This window comes from Streptomyces sp. NPDC030838 (assembly GCF_055572035.1).
On record NZ_JBVIED010000001.1, the window covers coordinates 386,505 to 407,451 of the forward strand.

Below are 20,947 nucleotides of genomic sequence, written 5' to 3' on the forward strand. Positions count from 1 at the left end.
CACCGGCCGTGCCACCCCATCGCGTCGCTTTGACGATTACACTGGGCGCGTGCCTCAACTTCGCCTCGCCCTGAATCAGATCGACGCGCGCGTCGGCGACCTCGCCGGGAACGCGGAGGCGATCCTCCGCTGGACCCGGCACTCCGCCGAGCGGGGAGCGCACCTGGCGGTGTTCCCGGAGATGGCGCTGACCGGATATCCCGTCGAGGACCTGGCCCTGCGCCCCTCGTTCGTCGAGGCGTCCCGCGCGGCCCTGCGCACGCTCGCCGCCCGGCTCGCCGATGAGGGCTTCGGCGAGCTGCCGGTGCTCGTCGGCTACCTGGACCGCTGCGAGACCGCCCAGCCGAAGTACGGCCAGCCGGCCGGCGCCCCGCAGAACGCGGCGGCGCTGCTGCACCGCGGCGAGGTCGCGCTCACCTTCGCCAAGCACCACCTGCCGAACTACGGCGTCTTCGACGAGTTCCGCTACTTCGTCCCCGGCGACACCATGCCGGTGGTGCGGCTGCACGGCGTCGACATCGCGCTCGCCATCTGCGAGGACCTGTGGCAGGAGGGCGGCCGCGTCCCGGCGGCCCGCTCCGCCAAGGCGGGCCTGCTGATCTCGGTCAACGCCTCGCCGTACGAGCGCGACAAGGACGACACCCGCCTCGAGCTGGTCCGCAAGCGGGCCCAGGAGGCCGGCTGCACCACCGCCTACCTCGCCATGATGGGCGGACAGGACGAGCTGGTGTTCGACGGCGACTCGATCGTGGTCGACGCGAGCGGCGAGGTCGTCGCCCGGGCGGCGCAGTTCGCCGAGGAGTGCCTGGTCCTGGACCTGGAGCTGCCGCCCGCGGCGCCCGACGCCCCGACCGGCGTGGTCGACGACGGCCTGCGCGTCGACCGCCTGGTCCTCTCCGAGGCCCCGCTCCCGGCATACGAACCGGAGTACGCCGGCGGCTACGCGGACCGCCTCGACGACGACGAGGAGGTGTACGCGGCGCTGGTCACGGGCCTGCGCGCGTACGTCGCGAAGAACGGCTTCCGTTCCGTCCTCATCGGCTTGTCCGGCGGCATCGATTCCGCGCTGGTCGCGGCGATCGCCTGCGACGCGGTGGGCGCGCAGCACGTGTACGGCGTGTCGATGCCCTCCAAGTACTCCTCCGAGCACTCCAGGGACGACGCCGCGGAACTGGCGCGCCGTACGGGCCTGAACTTCCGTACGGTCCCGATCGCCCCCATGTTCGACGCGTACATGGACGCGGTCGCCCTCACCGGCCTGGCGGAGGAGAACCTCCAGTCCCGCCTGCGTGGCACGCTCCTGATGGCCATCTCCAACCAGGAGGGCCACATCGTGCTGGCCCCCGGCAACAAGTCCGAGCTGGCGGTGGGCTATTCGACCCTGTACGGCGACTCGGTCGGCGCGTACGGCCCCATCAAGGACGTCTACAAGACCTCGATCTTCCGCCTCGCCCAGTGGCGCAACCGGGCGGCCGAGGAGCGCGGCGAGACCCCGCCCATCCCCGAGAACTCCATCACCAAGCCCCCGAGCGCCGAACTGCGCCCCGGCCAGGTCGACACCGACTCCCTGCCGGACTACGCCGTCCTCGACGCCATCCTCGAACGCTACGTCGACCGTGACGAGGGCGCCGACACCATCGCCGCGGCCGGCTTCGACCCGGAGCTGGTGACCCGCACGCTGCGCCTCGTGGACACCGCCGAGTACAAGCGCCGCCAGTACCCGCCGGGCACGAAGATCTCGCCGAAGGGCTTCGGGAAGGACCGGCGGCTGCCGATCACGAACGGGTGGCGGGAGACGGCGTAGCGGCTTCGGCCCGCTCGATCCGGTCCAGCTGCTTGTCGACCACCACGTCGACCGGGAACCGGGCTTCGCCCTCTGCGCCGCGGTCGCTGACGTCGACGGTGAGGGAGCCCACGCGTATCAGGACGTGGTGGTCGGTCAGGATCGTGCCGTCCGGGCCGGTCATGCTCAGGTCGAAGGCGAGGGCCTCGTCGCCGAGCGCGCGGGGCGTCGAGATGTCGATACGGGAGTCGAGTCGCCCTTCGGGGGTCTTGCCCCGAAGGTTCTCGCAGGTCCTGATCCCCTCCTCGAGCCGTTGGAATTGCCGCTCCGCCGTGGTCGTGCCGCCGTAGGAGGCCAGCCAGGTCCGGCCGCCCCAGCGGTCCTTCCTCCACCAGAAGTCCTGGATGACGGATGTGGAGGCGTGGTGGGCGACGAGTGTGTCGAAGACCCCCTGGCAGTCCGGGCCGCCCTCGACCAGCACCGGCGGGTCGTACTTGGGGACCGGGGCCTGTTCCGTCGTGGCGTCGGCCTGCGGCACGTCCGCGTCGCGGAGCAGCAGGGACTTCAACTGGGCCGTCGTCAGGGGACGGGGTTCCGAGGGCGAGCGCGACGAGGGTGCCGGGGTCGCCTCCCGGGCCCGCGGGGCCTCGGTCGTGTCCTGTTGTCCCGCGCACCCCGCGATGGCGAGCATCCCGGCAGCCACCGCCGCACGCGCCCTGTTGCCGAGCCTTCCTCGCACTGCCACTCCCCTGACCGGCTGATCGACTTCTCCTGGACGCGCAGAACTTACGGCCTGGCGGCCCGGCTCGTCCAAGGAGGTGCGCTTCCGGGACTAGGACAGGCGCGGCAGTGTGACCTCGCGTGCCCTGCCTATGCCGAGGCGCTGGGCCAGCCGGGTCAGGGACTGCGACATCCTGGAGGGCATCGAGTCGGGCTCCGGGATGGTCACCGGGCGCTGGCGGCCGTTCTGGATCGCCGCGATCCGCCAGCCCTCCGGCGTACGGACGCAGACGATGATCTGCCGCGACAGCCGTCGCTTCGGCAGCGCCTTGCGCCACGGCATGAGAACCGAGCCGTTGCCCACCAGCACGGCCACGGAGTCGGTGACGAAGCGCAGCGACTCGATCCGGCCGACCATCGCCGAGCCGGCGATCACGCCGCGGAACAGCTTGTCGTGGTTGTCCCGGAGCCGGTCGACGCCGGCCGCCCAGCTGCCGTCGTAGGAGACGTAGTCGGCGTCCTTCGTGAACAGCCGCCCGAAACCGGCGGAGTCCCCTTCGGTCCACGTCCGGCAGTACTCCGCGAAGAGCTCGCGAATCTCCGTCTCACGGGTGTCGTGCATGTCGTCCCTCGCTCTCTCCGTGCTATTATTTCGTTCGGCCAAACTAAATATATGGAGCGAGTATGGCACCGTCAAGGGAAGAACTTCTCGCCCGGCTCCGTGAGGCGGGGCGGGCGCACAGCAACGCGGCCGTCATGTATCACGCGGCGATCAGCGAGCGGGTGGGTCTCAGCGCGGTCGAGGAGAAGACACTCGACCTGCTCCAGCGCTCGGGCGCGCTGAGCGCGGGCGAGCTGGGCGAACTCACCGGTCTGGCACCGGCGTCCGTGACCGGGCTGATCAACCGGCTGGAGAGCAAGGGGTTCGCCCGCAGAGTGAAGGACGCGCAGGACGGCAGGCGCGTGAACGTCGAGGTCGTTCCGGGCGTCGAGGCCCGCTTCGAGCCGCTCTTCGCCCCCTTCGCGACCCGGCTGACCGAGCTGTACGCGGACTACTCGGACACGGAACTCTCCGTCATCCTCGACTTCCTCCACCGCTCGGCCGGCATCCAGCAGGAGGCCACCCGGGCACTGACGGAAAGGGAGTGACGATCCGTCGGCTACGCGAAGTCCGAGTAGGCGAGGTGGGCCGCGCACACCCGGCAGCGGAAGAGGTACGCCGTCGGCGAGCCGGTCCTGTCCAGTGCGGCGAGGTGGTCCTCGACCCGGTCCGGCGGCCGGCCCCACCCGCTCGCCTCCCGTCGCAGCGTCTCCAGCGCGTCCGGACGGGAGGCCAGGTCGTCGGCCCCGGCCGGACCCAGGAAGGCCGCGCCGTCGCCGCAGTGGAAGAACCAGGCGGGGTCCTGCCAGGCGGGAAAGCCGGGGGTGCGGCAGTCGACCGCGGCGAACACATCCCGGGGGACGTCTTCGCCCAGCGCCGTGCCCGCCGTGAAGTGGGCGTCGAAGCGGTCGGCGGCCGTGCCGTCCGCGATGCACCAGGCACAGAGGCGGCCCCTGAGGTCCTCGACGGCGTAGACAGGGCCCGTGTAGACGTAGCCTCGGACGCGGCCGCAGCAGGCGCAGGCCGTGGTGACCGACGGGATCACCACGCCGGTGGCCACCGGGTCCGGGTGGTAGGGGAAGTCGGGGAGCGGGGAAGGCGGCTCGGTCACGAGGGGTGACCGTAACAGCCCGCCCCTTCCCGCGCTCTCGGGCTCAGTCGCGCACCGACTCCGGCTCCGTCTCCGTCGGCACCCGGCCCGCGACGAGGCGTTCCCTGGTGCTCCGCGGAGCGGTCCGGCGGCGGTCGACCGCGTAGGCCGCGGCCGCCACCGCCAGGCCCAGGACCGCCAGGAGGGCGCCCGCCAGGGCCGGGGAGGTGGTGCCGAAGCCCGCGGCCAGGGCGAGGCCGCCGATCCAGGCGCCGCCGGCGTTGGCGAGGTTGAAGGCGGCCTGGTTGGCGGAGGAGGCCAGGGACGGGGCCGCGGCGGCCTTTTCCATGACCATCAGCTGGAGGGGCGAGCCGGTGATGAAGGCGGCCGTGCCGAGGAGGGTTACCGCCAGGGCCGCCGTCCACGGGGTGGCCATCAGGAACGGGAACGCCGCGAGGACCGCTGCCAGGGACAGCAGGCCGCCGAAGAGGGTGCCGCGCATCGCGTGGTCGGCGAGGCGGCCGCCGAGCAGGTTGCCGATGGTCGCGCCCACGCCGAACAGGGCCAGCAGGACCGTCACGCTCGTCTCGGCGTAGCCCGCCGCGTCCGTGAGCATCGGGGCGATGTAGCTGTAGGCGGAGAACAGCGCGCCGAAGCCGGCCACCGTGGTGCCCAGGGCCAGCCAGACCGGGAGGGAGCGCAGGGCGGTCAGTTCGCCGCGCAGGCCTGCCGAGGGCGCCTGAGTGCCGTCGTGCGGGATCAGGAGGGCCAGGGAGGCGATCGCCGCCAGGCCGATCGCGCTGACGCCGAGGAAGGTGGCACGCCAGCCGAGGTGCTGGCCCACGAGGGTGGCGACGGGGACGCCGGCGATGTTGGCGACGGTCAGGCCGAGGAACATCAGGGAGACCGACCGGGCCTTGCGCTCCGGGGCCACCAGGGTGGTGGCGACCACGGCTCCCACGCCGAAGAACGCGCCGTGCGGAAGGCCGCTGAGGAAGCGGGCGGCCAGCAGGTAGTGCTCGTCGGGGGCGAGCGCCGAGAGGGCGTTGCCCGCGACGAAGAGGACCATCAGGCCGATCAGCACCGTGCGGCGGGACATGCGGGCGGTGAGCGCCGCGAGCAGCGGGGCGCCGATGACGACGCCGAGGGCGTACGCCGAGACCAGGTGTCCGGCGCTGGGGATGGAGATGTGCAGGTCGGCGGCGACGTCGGGCAGGAGGCCCATCATGACGAACTCGGTCGTGCCGATGCCGAAGGCACCTATGGCCAGGGCGAGCAGGGCCAGGGGCATGGAGGCCTTGCCTTTCAGGGGCTCTCAGGGGGCGTGCAGGGGGACGGGTTCCGTTCCATCGTATGTTCAATTGCGGAACAAAGTCGCCACGCCCAGTATTCCGGCCGGTTAAGAGTCCGTTGCGGCTGGTTGAGAGGCCGTGCCGGCTGACTGAGAGGCCGTGCCGGCTGGCTAAGAGTCCGTGCCCATCTGCACGCGGGCCGCCACCGGCAGGTGGTCGCTGCCCGTCTCCGGCAGCGTCCAGGAGCTCACCGGCTCGACGCCCTTGACCATGATCTGGTCGATCCGCGCCATCGGGAACGAGGCCGGCCAGCTGAACCCGAAGCCGCTGCCCGCCGCGCCCTGCGTGGAGCGCATCTGCGAGGTCACGGCGTTGAGCGCGCGGTCGTTCATGGTGCCGTTGAGGTCGCCGAGCAGGATCACCTTCTCCAGCGGCTCGGCGGCGATGGCCTCGCCGAGCGCGTCGGCGCTGGTGTCGCGCTGGCGCGCGGTGAACCCGGCCTCCAGCTTCACCCGCACCGAGGGGAGGTGGGCGACGTAGACCGCGATCTTCCCGTGCGGGGTCGTCACGGTGGCCCGCATGGCGCGCGTCCAGCCCAGCTTGATGTCGACGGGCGCGACCCCGCTCAGCGGGTACTTGCTCCACACCCCGACCGTGCCCTGCACCGAGTGGTACCGGTACGTCGACGCCAGCGCCTCCTCGTACGTCGGCACCGCCGAGGCCCGCAGCTCCTCCAGGGCCACCACGTCCGCGCCTGACGCGGCCACGGAGCGGGCGGTGCCGGCCGGGTCGGCGTTGTCGGCGTTGACGTTGTGCGTGGCCACCGTGAGGTCGCCGCCGCCGGCCGCCTTGTCGGTGAGCAGTCCGCCGAACAGGTTGAGCCAGACGATCGCCGGGAGCAGCACCGCGATCAGCGCGGTCGCGGACCGCCGCACCAGAGCCACCAGGAGCAGCACCGGAACGCACAGGCCCAGCCAGGGAAGAAACGTCTCGGTGAGGCTGCCGAGGTTCCCGAAGCGGTTCGGGATGTGGGAGTGACTGGCCATCACCAGGGCGAGCACGACGGCGAGGGCGGCCACGACCAGGCCGCGGCGCCAGATCCGCGGGTCGCCGCGCCACCCGGTGGTGAGACGGTTCGCCAGGCGCCGGAAGCCGGGTTCCCGACGCTCGGGCCCCGAGCCGCCGCCGTCCGTCTCCGTCACGTACGCCTGCTGCGCCATACCGTCGCCTCGCTACCTGCCGTGCACACCGTCGTCCCCCGCGCCTAAGACCCTAGGGGATGATCGGCTTCGTTCCTGCCGTCCCATGACGGCCGTACGGGCACGAGGACGACGAAGGCGGCGCCGGGAGTTCCGGCTGTGGCGCCCGTGGTGGCCACTGTGACGAAACGCGCACATTCCGGCGTGCGAAACGCCCGGATTCCCGCTTACGGCCGCAAGCCCTCCAGCAGCCGGTCGACGATCTCCTCGGAGAGGCCTTCGGGGAGGTCCGCGCCCGGGCGCATCACCGTGCGCAGCAGCATGGGTCCGACGAACAGGTCGTTCAGCAGCTCGACATCGACGTCCGCGCGCAACTCGCCGTCGGCCTGCCCGCGGCGCAGCACCTCCAACTGGGCGCGGCGGCGCGGCTCGACGACGCTCGCGTGATAGGCGGCCCAGATCTTCGGGCTGCTCTTCATCTGGGCGTAGACGTTGAGCAGGATCGCCGAGGACTGGGCCATCAGGCCGCGCCGGCGCAGCTGTTCCAGCAGGGCCACCAGGTCGTCGCGCATCGAGGTGCCGGGCAGTGCGGGGTCGGGGGGCTCGGCGGCGCGGACGACGTCGACGAACAGTTCCTCCTTGCCGGGCCAGCGGCGGTAGATGGCCGCCTTGCCGACGCCGGCCGTGCGGGCGATCCGCTCGATGGACAGCTCCGCGAGCGGTACACCGTCCTCCAGCAGCTTCACCACGCCCTCGATGATGGCCCGTTCCACGGCCTCGCTGCGGGGGCGGCCGCGGGTGGGGGCGTCCTGGCCGGGGCGGCTGTCGGCGAGCCTCACGTCGCTGTCCTCGAGCCTCACGTCGCTGTCCTCTCGATGATCGCTGGGGCCGATTCTCCCTGTCACAGCCCTTGGCCGGCGACGTGACTACTCCGCTCCGACCAGTTCCTGCGCCACCGCGTCCGGCCGCGCCGCGGCCCGCCGGCCCGGCAGGAACACCGCCACCACCATCGCCCCCGCCAGGGCCACCCCCGCCCCGCACAGGGCCGTGATGTGCATGGCGTGCAGGAAGGCGTCGTGGGCGGGGACGACCAGGGCCTCGCCGCGCGGGCCGAGGCGGGCGGCGACCGCGAGGGTGGCCTCGACGGACTCGCCGGCGGTGTGCTGGAGGGCGGCGGGCAGGGCGGTCAACTCGCCCTCGATGCCGGTGCGGTAGGCGGCGGACAGCACCGAGCCGAGGACGGCGATGCCGAGGGCGCCGCCGACCTGGCGGAAGGTGTTGCTGAGCGCGGAGGCGGAGCCGGCCTTCTCGCGGGGCAGGGCCTGCATGATGACCACGCTGGTGGGGGTCATGATGTGCGCCATGCCGGTGCCCATCAGGAAGAAGACGGTCTCCAGGAGCCAGATCGGGGTGTCCGCGTCGAAGGTGGCGAACACGGCGAGCGTCGCGGCGATGATCAGCATGCCGCCGGTGGTGGTCGCCTTGTTGCCGAAGCGGTCCACCATCAGCCGGGCGCGCGGCGCGAAGAGCATCTGGGCGGCGGCGAGCGGCAGCATCAGCAGGCCGGTCTCCAGCGGGGAGTAGCCGCGCACGCTCTGGGTGTAGAAGACCGAGAAGAAGGTCACGCCCATGAGCGCGAAGAAGACCAGCGCGATGGCGGCGATGGCGGCCGAGAAGACCCGGTTCCGGAAGTACGTGACGTCGATGGACGGGTGGTCGCTGCGCTTCTCGAAGACGACGAAGGCGACGAGCACCGCCAGCCCCGCGCCGATGGTCGAGAGCACGGCCGGGTCGGTGAAGTCGGCGAGTTCGCCGCCCTTGATGATGCCGAAGACCAGCAGCACCAGGCCGACGACCGACAGCGCCACGCCGACGGGGTCGATCCGCCCCGGGCTGGGGTCGCGGGAGTCGGGAACCAGCCACACCATCAGCGCCAGCGCGAGCAGCACGATCGGCACGTTGACGAGGAAGACCGACCCCCACCAGAAGTGGTCGAGGAGCACGCCGCCGGTGATCGGGCCGATGGCGATGGCGAGGCCGACGCCGCCCGCCCAGATGCCGATGGCCTTGGGCTGTTCGTCGCGTTCGAAGACGTTCATCAGCACGGCGAGGGTGGCGGGCATCACGAAGGCCGCGCCGAGGCCCATCACCGCGCGGTAGGCGATCAGCTCGCCCGGGGTGCCGGAGAAGGCGGCGAGCGCGGAGCCGACGCCGAACACCGTCAGCCCGCCGAGCAGCACCTTCTTGCGGCCCAGCCGGTCGCCGAGGAGCCCCGCGCTGAACAGCAGGCCCGCGAAGACGAGCGTGTAGGAGTTGATCGCCCACTCCAGCTCGCTCTGGGTGGCGCCGATACCGGTCGGCGCCGGGGTGGAGATCGTCTTGATGGCGACGTTCAGGATCGAGTTGTCGAGCACCACGATCAGCAGGCTCAGCATGAGCGCGCCGAGGATGGCCCAGCGGCGCCGGTGCACTGCTTCGGGTATGCGGGGAGCGGGGGCGGGGACGGCGGGATCAGTCATACCGCCGAGCCTAGGAGATTTACGATACGAGACGGTTCCGTATCGAATACTTTCACCCATCTCTTACGTCGCCTCTTACCCCGCCGGGGGCATGACCGGGGGTCCCCTAGCCGACGGTGGCACGAGGTGCCACCATGGGAGTGATCCGGGGACGCCGTCAGGGCGCCTCGAGATGACGTAAGGAGCCGTTGCAATGACGCAGCTTTCGGCTGCCCAGACCGCACCGCGGAAATCCTCCGACGGCAGCAAGGCGCTGTACGGGGGCAAGGGCACCCGCCGCATCACCGTCCGCGACATCGCCCTCGCCAAGGAGCGGGGCGAGAAGTGGCCCATGCTCACCGCCTACGACGCGATGACCGCGTCCGTCTTCGACGAGGCCGGGATCCCGGTGATCCTGGTCGGCGACTCGGCGGGCAACTGCCACCTCGGGTACGAGACCACCGTGCCCGTCACCCTCGACGAGATGACCATGCTGTCCGCCGCGGTCGTCCGTGGCACCAAGCGCTCGCTGATCGTCGGCGACCTCCCCTTCGGCTCCTACCAGGAGGGTCCGGTGCAGGCGCTGCGCTCGGCGACCCGGCTGGTCAAGGAGGCCGGGGTGCAGGCCGTGAAGCTGGAGGGCGGCGAGCGCTCGCACGAGCAGATCCGGCTGCTGGTCGAGTCCGGCATCCCGGTGATGGCCCACATCGGGCTGACCCCGCAGTCGGTGAACGCCATGGGGTACCGGGTGCAGGGGCGCGGCGAGGAGGCGGCCCAGCAGCTGCTGCGGGACGCCAAGGCCGTCCAGGACGCGGGCGCGTTCGCGGTGGTCCTGGAGCTGGTGCCGGCCGAGCTGGCGGCCGAGGTGACCCGGACCCTGCACATCCCGACGGTCGGCATCGGGGCCGGGCCGGAGACGGACGCGCAGGTCCTGGTGTGGACCGACATGCTGGGACTGACCGGCGGCCGGGTGCCGAAGTTCGTCAAGCAGTACGCGAACCTGCGTGCGGTCATGGGCGACGCGGTGAAGGCGTTCGCCGAGGACGTGGTCGGCGGAACGTTCCCGCAGGAGGAGCACTCCGTCCACTGAGCCGACGCTCCACTGTGCCGACGCTCCACTGAGCCATCGCGGTACCGGACAGCCCCGCCGATCTTCCCCCGTCGGCGGGGCTGTCCCGTCGCGGGCCCCTGCCGACAGCCCCACCGACGGGCTGTCGGTGAGCTGTCGGTCGTTTGTCGGTGGGCCCTGACACCGTCGTCGGCATGACACGCAGCGACAAGAACAACGGCACCACGGCCGTGACCGTACGAGGGCTGGTGAAGCACTACGGGGAGACGAAGGCGCTGGACGGCGTCGACCTGGAGGTGCGGGAGGGCACCGTGATGGGGGTGCTCGGGCCGAACGGCGCCGGGAAGACCACCCTCGTCCGCATTCTGTCCACCCTGCTCGCACCGGACGCCGGGCAGGCGACCGTCGCCGGCTACGACGTCGTACGGCAGCCCCGGCAGCTGCGCCGGGTGATCGGGCTCACGGGGCAGTACGCCTCGGTGGACGAGAAGCTGCCCGGCTGGGAGAACCTGTATCTGATCGGGCGGCTGCTGGACCTGTCCCGCAAGGACGCGCGGAACCGCGCCGACGAGCTGCTGGAGCGGTTCTCGCTGACGGAGGCGGCCAAGCGGCCCGTGGCGACGTACTCCGGCGGTATGCGGCGGCGGCTCGACCTGGCCGCCTCGATGATGGGCCGGCCGGCTGTCCTCTACCTGGACGAGCCGACCACCGGTCTCGACCCGCGCACCCGCAACGAGGTGTGGGACGAGGTCAAGCGCATGGTCGGGGACGGAGTGACCGTCCTGCTGACCACGCAGTACATGGAGGAGGCCGAGCAGCTCGCCTCCGAGCTGACCGTCGTCGACCGCGGCAAGGTCATCGCGAACGGCGGGATCGACGAGCTGAAGGCGAAGGTGGGCGGGCGGACCCTGCGGGTGAAGCCGGCCGATCCGCTCCGGCTGCGGCCGCTGGCCCGCGCGCTGGACGACCTCGGCATCACCGGCCTCGCCACCACCACCGTGGACACCGAGCGCGGCGCCGTCCTGGTGCCGATCCTCAGCGACGAGCAGCTGACCGCGGTGGTCTCCGCGACCGTCGGCCTCGGCATCACGCTGTCCTCCGTCACCACCGAACTCCCCAGCCTGGACGAGGTGTTCCTGTCCCTCACCGGCCACCGCGCCAGTGCCCCGCAGGACGCCCTCGCCACCGACGCCCGCGAGGAGGTCGCCGTATGAGCGCCACCACCGTCACGACAGCCGACGCCCCGATCCCGCTGCGCGGCCATCTGCGGCACACCGGCGCGCTCATCCGCCGCAATCTGCTGTGGATCCGGCAGGACCCGGAGTCGATGTTCGAAGCGGTGCTGATGCCGATCGTGTTCACCCTGCTGTTCGTCTACGTCTTCGGCGGGTCGATCGGTCAGGCGCTGGGCGGCGGGCAGGACGAGTACGTGCAGTACGTGCTGCCCGGACTGCTGGCCATGATGGGGATGAACATGGCGATGGGGGTGGGCACCGGGTTCAACCAGGACTTCAACTCCGGTGTCATGGACCGCTTCCGGTCGCTGCCGATCGGCCGGGGCTCGGTGCTCTTCGCGAAGATCGCGGTGGAGCTGATGCGGATGCTGGTCGCCACGCTGATCCTGCTGGTCGTGGGCGTGCTGGTGGGGTTCGACATCACCAACTGGGCCGGGCTGCTCGCGGCCGTGGGCCTGGCGGTGGTGTTCGGCTCCTCGCTGATGTGGGTGTTCCTGACCCTCGGTGTGGTCCTGAAGAACGCGCAGTCCGTGCAGGCGATGGGGTTCCTGGTGCTGATGCCGCTCCAGTTCGGCTCGTCGGTGTTCGCGCCGCCGCAGTCGATGCCGGGCTGGCTCCAGGCCTTCACCGACTACAACCCGCTGTCCACGCTGGCGGACGCGGCGCGCGGTCTGATGGTGGGCGGCCCGGTCGCGCACGACCTGTGGATGACCGTGGGCTGGTCGGTGCTGCTGACCGCGGTGATGGCGCCGGTCGCGATCCGCAAGTTCAAGACGAAAAGCTGACCGGCCGTCACACCAGGGCGGCGGCCTCCTGAAGGGTGAGGCCGCCGCCCTCGGCGTACGCCGCCGCGTACTCCTCGGCGGGCAGCGCGGCCCGTACGGCGGCCGTGGCGCGGTCGCGGGCCTCGCGTTCCAGCCGGGACGGCAGATAGCCAACGGGCAGCAGCGCTGCGGAGGCGCCCAGGCAGCGGGCGGCGTCCCGGGCGTCCCGTCCGCCGTCGCACCCGGCCAGGGCGAGCCCCGCGATCGCGAGGTACGCCGAGACCAGCTGCGGGGCCATGGCCTTCGACAGCGGGTCGTCGGCCTGCCGCAGGCCGCGCCGGACCTTCTCCCGGGCCTCCTCGTAGTGGCCGTCGACGGCGTCCACCCACGCCTCCTGGCCCATGATGAACGCGTCGAAGACGGCGAAGTGGGCGATGGCGAACTCCTCGCGCAGCACCCGCAGATGGGTGCGGGCCTCGGCGGTCCGGCCGGTGATGCTGAGCCATCCGGCGAGGATGACCCGGCCGAACGGCATCGCCTCGTTGTGCGTGCCCTCCCCGGCGTCGACCACCTCCCGCAGCAGCCGCTCGCCCCGCTCGGCCTCGCCCGCCTCCAGCAGCGCGTTGCCCAGCCGGGCGGAGAGGATGGCGAGCTGGGCACGGGCGCCGAGCCGCCGGGCGTGCTCCATGGCGGCCTCGTAGTCGGCGGCGGCCTCCAGATAGCGTCCCCTGCGCTCGTGGGTCTCGGCGCGCGCGGAGAGCGCCTCCGCACTGCCCCAGGCGTCGCCGAGGCGCTCGAAGATGCCCAGGGACTCGTCGGCGTCCCGGCCCGCGTCGCCCGCCCGTTCCGGGCGGTTGGCGAGGATGTTGGCGCGGAGCTGGAGGCTGGTGGCCAGTTCCCAGTCGTAGCCGGGGGTCCGGCGGCAGGTGTCGACGGCGGCGTCGAGGATCGTGGCCAGCCGGTCCATGTCGCCGGTCAGCATCACCGCGTAGAACGACAGCATGCCGGGACTGCGGCAGGTCTGCGGGAGGCCGGGCTCGTAGACCTGGGCGATGATCTCCAGTTTGCGCTGGGCCTCCGGGGTCTGCCAGGCGTCCAGCTCGGTGTCCATGCAGGCGAGGTGGGCCAGGTGGAGGCCGCGCCGGGCCTCCTGGAGGACCTCCCCCGTCATGGGCGGCGGTTCGGCGGTGCAGCGCTCCCAGACCGGGGCGGCCTTGCGGACCGGCTCGGCGAAGGGGTCGGGGCCGAGGTCCATGACCGCGCGGCACCAGCTGCGGGCCTCGATCCGCAGGTCGCGCATCTGCCAGTACCAGGACAGCGACAGCGCCAGGCACAGCGCCTCCTGCTCGTCGCGTACGGCGACGGCGTGGCGCAGGGCGGTGCGCAGGTTCTCGTACTCGCGCTGCAGCCGTTCGATCGCGGCGAGCTGGTCCGGGCCGCGCAGCGACGGGTCGGTGGTGCGGGCGAGTTCGCGGTAGTACGTCAGGTGGGCGCGCTCGGTCTCGGGACGCCGGCCGGACTCGTCGAGGCGTTCGCGGGCGTACTCGGCGACGGTCTCCAGGAGCCGGTAGCGCATCTCGCCGTCGCCGGACGGGGCGGCCACCACCAGGGACTTGTCGACGAGGGAGCCGAGCGCGTCCAGGGCGGCCGGTCCGCAGACGGCCTCGGCGGCGGCGAGGTCGCAGCCGCCGGCGAAGACGGACAGGCGGCGCAGGACGTCCCGTTCCTCCTCGTCGAGCAGGTCCCAGGACCAGTCGACGACGGCCCGCAGGGTCTGCTGGCGGGGCAGGACGGTGCGGCTGCCGGAGGTGAGCAGCCGGAAGCGGTCGTCGAGGCGGTCGGCGATCTGCCGGGGGGTGAGCATCCGCAGCCGGGCGGCGGCCAGTTCGATGGCGAGCGGAAGTCCGTCGAGGCGGCGGCAGATCTCCGCGCACGCCGCAGCGGTCTCCTCGTCGGCCTCGACCCGGAAGCCCGGCCGGGCCGCCGCCCCGCGGTCGGCGAGCAGCCGCAGCGCGTACGGCTCGGGCAGGGGTTCCACGGGCCGCAGCACCTCGCCGGGGACGCCGAGGGGTTCGCGGCTGGTGGCGAGCACGGTCAGCCGGGGGCAGTGTTCCAGCAGTTCGGCGACGAGGTGGGCGGCGGCGTCGACGACGTGCTCGCAGTTGTCGAGGACGATCAGCATCCGGCGCCGGGCGCAGTATTCGACCAGACGCTCGACAGGGTCGTCGTGGCGTTCGGTGACCGCCCGGAACTCCTCCGCGCCGGCGCCGTGCAGCACGGTCTCCCGGGCGCCGATCGCGGTGAGCACGGCCTCCGGTACGGCGGCCGGGTCGTCGACGGGAGCCAGCTCCGCCAGCCACACCCCGTCCCGGGCGGCATCCCCGGCGCCCTCCGCGGCCTCCTGCGACAGCCGGGTCTTCCCGGCGCCGCCGGGGCCCAGAAGGGTGACGAGGCGGGCGGTGGCGAGGTCGTCGCGGATGGTCTGGATGTCGGCGTCACGGCCGACGAAGGAGGTGAGACGGGCCCGCAGATTGCCGGGCGGGCGGATGGCCTGCGGGGCGGGCGGCGGCGCGTCCTGCTGCCGCAGCAACTCGGCGTGCAGCGCCCGCAGTCCGGGCCCCGGGTCGGAGCCGAGCCGGTCGGCGAGGAGACGGCGTACGGCGTCGTAGGCGGCCAGCGCCTCGGCGGTGCGGCCCGCGTCGCGGAGGGCGCGCAGCCGCAGTGCCTGGAGGGGTTCGTCCAGCGGGTGGGCGTCGCAGAGCGCGGTCAGTTCGGGCAGCGCCTGCTCGGCGTGGCCGAGGGCGAGGGCGGCGGTGAGGCGGGCGCGGCGGGCGTCGAGGCGGCGGGCCTCGCAGCGGGCCGCCTCGGCGGTGCGGTCGGGCAGGTCGGCGAGGGCCGGGTCGCGCCACAGGGCGAGGGCGTCGTCGAGGAGGACGGCGGCCTTGGCGGGGTCGCCGTCGGCGAGGGCGCGGGCGCCTTCGTCGGCGAGCCGGGTGAAGCGGTGCAGGTCGACGTCGTCGGGGCTCGCACCGAGCCGGTAGCCGCCGTCCACGGACTCCACGGCGTCCGCGCCGAGCGCCCGCCGCAGCCGCCCCACCAGCGCCTGGAGCGCGCCCGGCGCGTCCGCGGGCGGATCTCCGTCCCACACCTCGTCGACGAGCAGCCCGACGGGCACGGCCCGCCCGGCCCGCAGCGCGAGCACGGTGAGCAGCGCGCGCAGCCGCGCTCCGCCCACGGGGACGGCCGTGCCGTCGGGGCGGAGCGCCTGGGTGGTGCCGAGGATGCGGTAGCGCACGGGGTCCATTCTCTCCGGGGACGCCCGGGCGCCGCCTCCGGGTTTCGGGCCCCACGGGAACCGTCGGTTTTCGGACGAGGGCCGGATCGCCGTCGGGAACTCGGGCGCCCTCACGGAACGTTCTGCTGTCGTCACGGACGCGATCCACCCGACCGGCCCCGCCCGCTGAACCACCTGGAGCCCTCGCCATGACCACCGCCACCATCCGCCCGAGCGACCGGCGGATCAGTCCCGTCTTCGTCGGGATCCTCGCCGTGACGGCGGTCACGGGCTGGGCGACCTGGACGGGGTTCGCGGAGCAGCCCGGGGTGGCCGTCTTCCTGTTCGTGACGGCGGCGTGGATCGTCTCGCTGTGTCTGCACGAGTACGCACACGCGCGCACGGCGCTGCACAGCGGCGACATCACGGTCGGCGCGAAGGGCTATCTCACCCTGAATCCGCTGAAGTACACGCACGCCCTGCTGAGCATCGTGCTGCCCGTGCTGTTCGTGATCATGGGCGGGATCGGTCTGCCCGGCGGCGCCGTGTTCATCGAGCGCGGGCGGATCAGAGGCCGCTGGCGGCACAGCCTGATCTCGGCGGCGGGCCCGCTGACGAACGTGCTGTTCGCGGCGGTGTGCACGGCCCCGTTCTGGCTGGACGCGCTGGAGGGCGTCCCACGCGACTTCCGGTTCGCGCTGGCGTTCCTCGCGCTGCTCCAGGTGACGGCGGCGATTCTCAACTTCCTGCCGGTGCCGGGCCTGGACGGCTACGGCGTGATAGAGCCCTGGCTGTCGTACAACGTGCGGCGGCAGGTGGAGCCGCTGGCCCCGTTCGGCCTGCTGATCGTGTTCGCGCTGCTGTGGATCCCGGCGGTGAACGGCGCGTTCTTCGACCTGATCGACACGATCCTGCGCGGGCTGGGCATCAGCGACGTCGACAGGTACTGCGGCTACGACCTCTACCGCTTCTGGCGCGGCGAGAACCCGGCCTGCTCGATCACTCCGTGACCTTGCGGCGCTTCAGGTAGTACCAGCACATGTTGGACGACAGCCCGGCCATCAGCACCCAGACGATCCCCAGCCAGCTGCCCTGGGCGAAGGAGACCACGGCCGCGACGACGGCGAGGACGCAGACGACGAGGGCATAGAGGGCGAGGCGGGGCATGTCGGTCGGCTCCTTGCGGGGGGACACTGCGGGGTCGTGCCCCAACAGTGTCCCCCATGGGCTCATACGTCCGTGACGCGGAGCCCCGCGTGCGCCTTGTAGCGGCGGTTGACGGAGATCAGGTTGGCGACCAGCGACTCCACCTGGTGGGCGTTGCGCAGCCGCCCGGCGAAGATGCCCCGCATGCCGGGGATGCGCCCGGCCAGCGCCTGCACGATCTCGACATCGGCCCGCACCTCGCCGAGGACCATGACATCGGTGTCGATCTGATCGATCTCCGGGTCCTGGAGGAGGACGGCGGAGAGGTGGTGGAAGGCGGCGGTGACCCGCGAGTCCGGCAGCAGGGCGGCGGCCTGCTCGGCCGCGCTGCCCTCCTCCGGCTTGAGCGCGTAGGCGCCCTGCTTGTCGAAACCGAGCGGGTTGACGCAGTCGACGACCAGCTTCCCGGCCAGCTCCTCGCGCAGCGACTCCAGGGTCTTCGCGTGCCCCTCCCACGGCACGGCGACGATGACGATGTCGCTGCGCCGCGCGCACTCGGCGTTGTCCGCGCCCTCGATGCCGTGGCCCAGCTCGTCGGCGGCGGCCTGCGCCCGGTCGGCGGCCCGCGAACCGATGATCACCTTCTGGCCGGCCTTGGCGAGCCGGTAGGCGAGGCCCTTGCCCTGCGGGCCGGTCCCCCCGAGCACGCCGACGACGAGCCCGGAGACGTCGGGCAGGTCCCAGGGGTCCTTGGCGGGGGCCTTCGCGGGGGTCTGTGCACTGTCGGTAGAGGTCATGCGCCGACTCTACGTCCGCCCTGGTCGCCCTACCGGCTCAGGTGAGCCGCGTCACCGGCACCCGGCGGAAGACGATCCGCTGGTAGGCCCCGAAGTCCCCGGTCTCGTAGAGGAGTCCGACGGTGCGGGCGTCGACGCGGACCAGGTCGGAGTAGGCCGCGGGCAGGCCGTCGACCGTGTGCGCCTCGCGCCAGGTGGTGCCGCCGTCGGTGGAGGCGCGCAGGGTCATCAGGGCGCGCCCGCCGGGGAAGGCGGGCCCGGAGAAGAGCAGGACGTCGGGGTCGCGGAGCTGGAGCAGGCTGCCCTGGCAGACGGGGCCGGCCAGACCCGCCTGCGGACGGAAGGGGGCGACGAGGGTGCGGCCGCCGTCGGTCGAGTGGGCGTCGGCGCGGTTGCCCGGCGAGGGGGAGTCGTTGCGGGTGTTGAAGTAGACGCGGCCGTCGGGGAGTTCGGCGGCGGTGGTCTCGTTGACGTTGACGTAGCCGTCGGTGTTCTGGTCGAGATAGCCCAGGTACCAGGTGGCGCCGCGGTCGTCGCTGAGCAGGCAGTGGCCGCTGTTGTACCGCGGCTCGTCGCCGAGGTCCGTGCCGGTGGGCGGCAGGGTGTGGTTGCCGGGGACGACGATCCGGCCGGTGCGCAGCTGGATGCCGTGGCCGGGGGTGGTGGCGTACCAGCGCCAGCCGGGCTCCTTCACCTGCCGGGTGATCTCCCGGGGCTCGGACCAGGTGGCCCCCTCGTCGTCGCTGTGCCGCACCCACACCCGGCGGCCGTCGGCCTCGGGGACCTCGCCGCGCAGGATGCGCTCCTCGGAGGCGGAGGCGGCGGAGCGGACGTGGACCAGCAGGATCCGGCCGGTGTCGAGGACGACCGGGGCGGGGTTGCCCGCGAGGTTCGTGCCGTTGTCCGCGACGACCTGGAGCGGGCCCCAGGTGCGGCCGCCGTCGGTGGAGCGCTTCAGGACGATGTCGATGTGGCCCCAGTCGCGGGCGGAGTGCACCCGGCCCTCGCAGAAGGCGAGGAGGGTGCCGGAGGCCGCGGCGACGACCGCCGGGATGCGGTAACTGGCGTAGCCCTCGCGGCCCGCACGGAAGGGGACGGTGGCTTCGGGCATGGCGGCTCCTTCGCTGGCGTGACCCTCGCTTGTGCCCGCGTTGGGCGAATTCGGGGTGAACTGCGCGTCACGAGTGTCCGGTTGCGGCAGGATGCGGCCGTATGGATGCCGTACGGGTCGCCTTGTTGCGCGAAGTGCTCGCCGGAACCGAGTGGTTGCCGGCCACGCGGCGGTTCGCGGGGGTGCTGCGCGGGTCCGTGGTGTCGCACGGGGGCGGGCTGCTGCTGGTGGGGACGCCGGAGTACGAGCCGTGGCATCTCGCCGCGCATCTGGTGGACGAGGCCGCGTGGTCGGGGACGCCGGAGCTGGCGCCGACGCTCGTGCGGTACGGCGCGCGCCCGGCGGATCCTCCGCACCTGGCCGTCGGGCCCGGCCGGATCGAGGCGGCCCGGCGGGGCGAGACCCTGCTCGTGGTGTCCCCCGCGCAACCGCAGGCACCGCTGCTCGAACGGGTGCACGACGCCCGGCGGGCCGGCGTGACGGTGCTCGCCCTGACCCCCGGCGAGGACGACCTGACCACCATGGCCCATGAGGCGCTGACCGTGCCCGACGGCGGCGAGCTCGACCTCGACACCGTCCAGCACCTGGTCAGCGCGGCGGCCGGGGAGAACTCCCTGCCCGCGCCCCGGGGCCGCCGCCGCTTCCGCGACCGCCTCTCCCGGCTCGCCGACCATCTGACGGCACCGCCGCCGACGCGCTGGTAGGCCCGCCTGCCGGCCACCAGGAAAAACGGTTGCCCAGGTCGGCCCCCCGCCCGAGCATGGCCTCTCGTGACCGACGACACCCCCTCCGGCCTCCGCGCCCTGCTGCCCGATCTCGCGCCCTGGCGGGCCTCCGCGGACTTCCGGCGGCTGTGGCTGTCCGGTCTGATCACCAACTTCGGCAGCTTTCTGACCTTCGTCGCGCTGCCGGTGCAGGTCAAGGAGCTGACCGGGTCCGCGGCGGCGGTGGGAGCGATCGGCGCCGTGGAGCTGGTGCCGCTGGTGGTGTTCGGGCTCTACGGCGGGGCACTCGCCGACGCCTGGGACAAGCGGAAGCTGATCGTGTGGACGGAGGCCGGGCAGGGCGTGCTGTGCGCGGCGCTGCTGGTGAACGCGCTGCTGCCGAGCCCCGCCGTCTGGCCGCTGTATGTGATCGCCGCGTTCGCCTCGGCGCTGGTGTCGATCCAGCGTCCCGCGCTGGACTCGCTGATCCCGCGCATCGTCGCCCACGAGCATCTTCCGGCCGCCGCCGCGCTGAACTCCCTGCGCTGGCAGGTCGGCGGGATCGCGGGCCCGGCGTTGGCGGGCGTGGTGGTGGCGTACGCCGGGATGGGCTGGGCGTACGCGGTGGACCTGCTGACCTTCGTGGTCTCGGTGGCCCTGGTGGTCCGGCTGCGGCGGTCCCCCGCCTCGCACGAGGCGCGGAAGCCGTCCCTGAAGGCCATCGCCGAGGGCGCGCGCTACGCCTGGAGCCGCAAGGAGCTGCTGGGCACGTACGCGATCGACCTGGCCGCCATGTTCCTGGCGATGCCGCTCGCGGTGCTGCCGTTCCTCGCGGACGAGCTGGACGCCGAGTGGTCGCTGGGTCTGATGTACGCGGCGATCCCGGCCGGGTCTCTGCTGGTGGGCCTGACCAGCGGCTGGACCTCGGGGGTGCACCGGCACGGGCGGATGGTGGTGGTCGCGGCGGTGCTGTGGGGGCTGTCCATCGCCGCGGCGGGGGTGGTGGGCGATGTATGGCTGGTGCTGCTGTTCCTGACCCTGGCCGGCGGGTTCGACATGGTCAGCGGGATCTTCCGGGGCGCCATGTGGAACCAGACGATCCCCGACGAGCTGCGCGGGCGGCTCGCCGGGATCGAGCTGCTGTCGTACTCGGTCGGCCCGCAGCTCGGCCAGGTCCGCTCGGGCGGCGTGGCCGCGTGGGCCGGGGTGCGGACGTCGGTCTGGTCGGGCGGTCTGCTGTGCGCGGCCGGGGTGGCGCTGCTGGCGCTGTGTCTGCCGAAGCTGATGACGTACGACGTGCGGACCAACGAGCACGCGGTGCGGCTGCGCGAGCAGCGCGCGGCCGCGGCCGAGGCGGAAGCGGAGACAGCGCCGGAGGCGGCGGCGCCGGCCGTCTGATCAGCCCTCGTCGGCCTGGTCCGGGGCGGACTTGTCGTGCCAGCGCGGGTCGGTCTCCCACTCGAGGTTGCGCTCGCGCGCGGTCTCCATCGCGCGCTCGGCCTCGACGCGGCTGGCGTACGGCCCGAAGCGGTCCTTGCCCGGGCAGTCCGGGCCCTCCTCGACCTTCTTGTGCTCCAGGCAGTAGTACCACTCGCCCGGCTTGCCCACCGTGCGCTTTTTGAACAGGGCCATGACCGGCTCCTTTCGCCAGGGACATGGTGCCC

20 protein-coding genes are annotated in these 20,947 nt (G+C 72.6%); 8 read left to right on the forward strand and 12 right to left on the reverse strand.

Translation table 11 applies throughout. The features are described 5' to 3' along the window. Window positions 1-49 precede the first annotated feature (49 nt). A complete protein-coding gene (locus ACZ42A_RS01710) occupies window positions 50-1,804 on the forward strand; it encodes an NAD+ synthase (RefSeq protein ID WP_468525122.1) in 1,755 nt (584 codons plus the stop codon). Here ACZ42A_RS01710 and ACZ42A_RS01715 read toward each other — a convergent pair. After that, entirely contained in the window at window positions 1,776-2,522 is a 747-nt protein-coding gene (locus ACZ42A_RS01715) for a sensor domain-containing protein (RefSeq protein WP_468525123.1), read from the reverse strand. The two genes, ACZ42A_RS01710 and ACZ42A_RS01715, sit on opposite strands and share 29 nt — an antisense overlap. A 93-nt stretch (window positions 2,523-2,615) precedes the next feature. Further along, on the reverse strand, window positions 2,616-3,125 hold the full coding sequence (locus tag ACZ42A_RS01720; protein ID WP_468525124.1) for an SgcJ/EcaC family oxidoreductase: 510 nt from the start codon (window positions 3,123-3,125) through the stop codon (window positions 2,616-2,618). Between the two features lie 62 nt (window positions 3,126-3,187). On the opposite strand from ACZ42A_RS01720, the gene ACZ42A_RS01725 reads away from it, so the two are divergent. Further along, window positions 3,188-3,652 (forward strand): MarR family winged helix-turn-helix transcriptional regulator, encoded by a 465-nt coding sequence (locus tag ACZ42A_RS01725; RefSeq protein WP_468525125.1) that lies wholly within the window; start codon window positions 3,188-3,190, stop codon window positions 3,650-3,652. A gap of 11 nt (window positions 3,653-3,663) precedes the next feature. Here ACZ42A_RS01725 and ACZ42A_RS01730 read toward each other — a convergent pair whose 3' ends face one another. The 5 genes from ACZ42A_RS01730 to ACZ42A_RS01750 all read right to left on the reverse strand — a co-directional run bounded on the left by ACZ42A_RS01730 (window position 3,664) and on the right by ACZ42A_RS01750 (window position 9,204). Further along, complete coding sequence (locus ACZ42A_RS01730) at window positions 3,664-4,215, reverse strand: CbrC family protein (protein ID WP_468525126.1); 552 nt, start codon at window positions 4,213-4,215, stop codon at window positions 3,664-3,666. A gap of 43 nt (window positions 4,216-4,258) precedes the next feature. Further along, entirely contained in the window at window positions 4,259-5,485 is a 1,227-nt protein-coding gene (locus ACZ42A_RS01735; RefSeq protein WP_468525127.1) for an MFS transporter, read from the reverse strand. 171 nt (window positions 5,486-5,656) lie between these two features. Further along, window positions 5,657-6,706, reverse strand: a complete 1,050-nt coding sequence (locus ACZ42A_RS01740; RefSeq protein WP_468525128.1) for an endonuclease/exonuclease/phosphatase family protein — start codon at window positions 6,704-6,706, stop codon at window positions 5,657-5,659. 206 nt (window positions 6,707-6,912) lie between these two features. Further along, window positions 6,913-7,524, reverse strand: a complete 612-nt coding sequence (locus tag ACZ42A_RS01745; protein ID WP_468526110.1) for a TetR/AcrR family transcriptional regulator — start codon at window positions 7,522-7,524, stop codon at window positions 6,913-6,915. A gap of 87 nt (window positions 7,525-7,611) precedes the next feature. Next, the gene (locus ACZ42A_RS01750; RefSeq protein ID WP_468525129.1) at window positions 7,612-9,204 is read right to left on the reverse strand and encodes an MFS transporter; all 1,593 of its coding nucleotides are present in this window, start codon (window positions 9,202-9,204) and stop codon (window positions 7,612-7,614) included. Window positions 9,205-9,397: 193 nt separating this feature from the next. On the opposite strand from ACZ42A_RS01750, the gene panB reads away from it, so the two are divergent. From panB to ACZ42A_RS01765, 3 genes are all read left to right on the forward strand, one after another. After that, a complete protein-coding gene (panB, locus tag ACZ42A_RS01755) occupies window positions 9,398-10,273 on the forward strand; it encodes a 3-methyl-2-oxobutanoate hydroxymethyltransferase (protein WP_468525130.1) in 876 nt (291 codons plus the stop codon). A gap of 173 nt (window positions 10,274-10,446) precedes the next feature. Beyond that, on the forward strand, window positions 10,447-11,466 hold the full coding sequence (locus ACZ42A_RS01760; protein ID WP_468525131.1) for an ATP-binding cassette domain-containing protein: 1,020 nt from the start codon (window positions 10,447-10,449) through the stop codon (window positions 11,464-11,466). Then, the gene (locus ACZ42A_RS01765) at window positions 11,463-12,272 is read left to right on the forward strand and encodes an ABC transporter permease (protein WP_468525132.1); all 810 of its coding nucleotides are present in this window, start codon (window positions 11,463-11,465) and stop codon (window positions 12,270-12,272) included. The genes ACZ42A_RS01760 and ACZ42A_RS01765 overlap by 4 nt, the downstream gene beginning before the upstream one ends. A 7-nt stretch (window positions 12,273-12,279) precedes the next feature. Here the strand turns inward: ACZ42A_RS01765 and ACZ42A_RS01770 are convergent, their stop codons facing one another. Next, window positions 12,280-15,555: an AfsR/SARP family transcriptional regulator gene (locus ACZ42A_RS01770; protein ID WP_468525133.1), complete on the reverse strand. Its 3,276-nt coding sequence runs from the start codon at window positions 15,553-15,555 to the stop codon at window positions 12,280-12,282. A 179-nt stretch (window positions 15,556-15,734) separates the two neighbouring features. Between ACZ42A_RS01770 and ACZ42A_RS01775 the strand changes: the two genes are divergently transcribed. Further along, window positions 15,735-16,535, forward strand: a complete 801-nt coding sequence (locus ACZ42A_RS01775; RefSeq protein ID WP_468525134.1) for a site-2 protease family protein — start codon at window positions 15,735-15,737, stop codon at window positions 16,533-16,535. On the opposite strand, the gene ACZ42A_RS01780 is transcribed toward ACZ42A_RS01775, so the two are convergent. The 3 genes from ACZ42A_RS01780 to ACZ42A_RS01790 all read right to left on the reverse strand — a co-directional run bounded on the left by ACZ42A_RS01780 (window position 16,525) and on the right by ACZ42A_RS01790 (window position 18,579). Further along, window positions 16,525-16,692 (reverse strand): hypothetical protein, encoded by a 168-nt coding sequence (locus tag ACZ42A_RS01780; protein WP_468525135.1) that lies wholly within the window; start codon window positions 16,690-16,692, stop codon window positions 16,525-16,527. The two genes, ACZ42A_RS01775 and ACZ42A_RS01780, sit on opposite strands and share 11 nt — an antisense overlap. A gap of 62 nt (window positions 16,693-16,754) precedes the next feature. Further along, window positions 16,755-17,468 carry an NADPH-dependent F420 reductase gene (npdG, locus tag ACZ42A_RS01785; protein WP_468525136.1) on the reverse strand — a complete coding sequence of 238 codons (714 nt, stop codon included), beginning with the start codon at window positions 17,466-17,468 and terminating at the stop codon, window positions 16,755-16,757. A 37-nt stretch (window positions 17,469-17,505) separates the two neighbouring features. After that, window positions 17,506-18,579, reverse strand: coding sequence for a sialidase family protein (locus ACZ42A_RS01790; protein ID WP_468525137.1), 1,074 nt, complete (start codon window positions 18,577-18,579; stop codon window positions 17,506-17,508). A 101-nt stretch (window positions 18,580-18,680) separates the two neighbouring features. Between ACZ42A_RS01790 and ACZ42A_RS01795 the strand changes: the two genes are divergently transcribed. After that, window positions 18,681-19,283: a hypothetical protein gene (locus ACZ42A_RS01795; RefSeq protein ID WP_468525138.1), complete on the forward strand. Its 603-nt coding sequence runs from the start codon at window positions 18,681-18,683 to the stop codon at window positions 19,281-19,283. A 66-nt stretch (window positions 19,284-19,349) separates the two neighbouring features. Beyond that, a complete protein-coding gene (locus ACZ42A_RS01800) occupies window positions 19,350-20,681 on the forward strand; it encodes an MFS transporter (protein ID WP_468525139.1) in 1,332 nt (443 codons plus the stop codon). Here the strand turns inward: ACZ42A_RS01800 and ACZ42A_RS01805 are convergent, their stop codons facing one another. Beyond that, window positions 20,682-20,915 carry a hypothetical protein gene (locus tag ACZ42A_RS01805; protein ID WP_468525140.1) on the reverse strand — a complete coding sequence of 78 codons (234 nt, stop codon included), beginning with the start codon at window positions 20,913-20,915 and terminating at the stop codon, window positions 20,682-20,684. Between the last annotated feature and the right edge of the window lie 32 nt (window positions 20,916-20,947).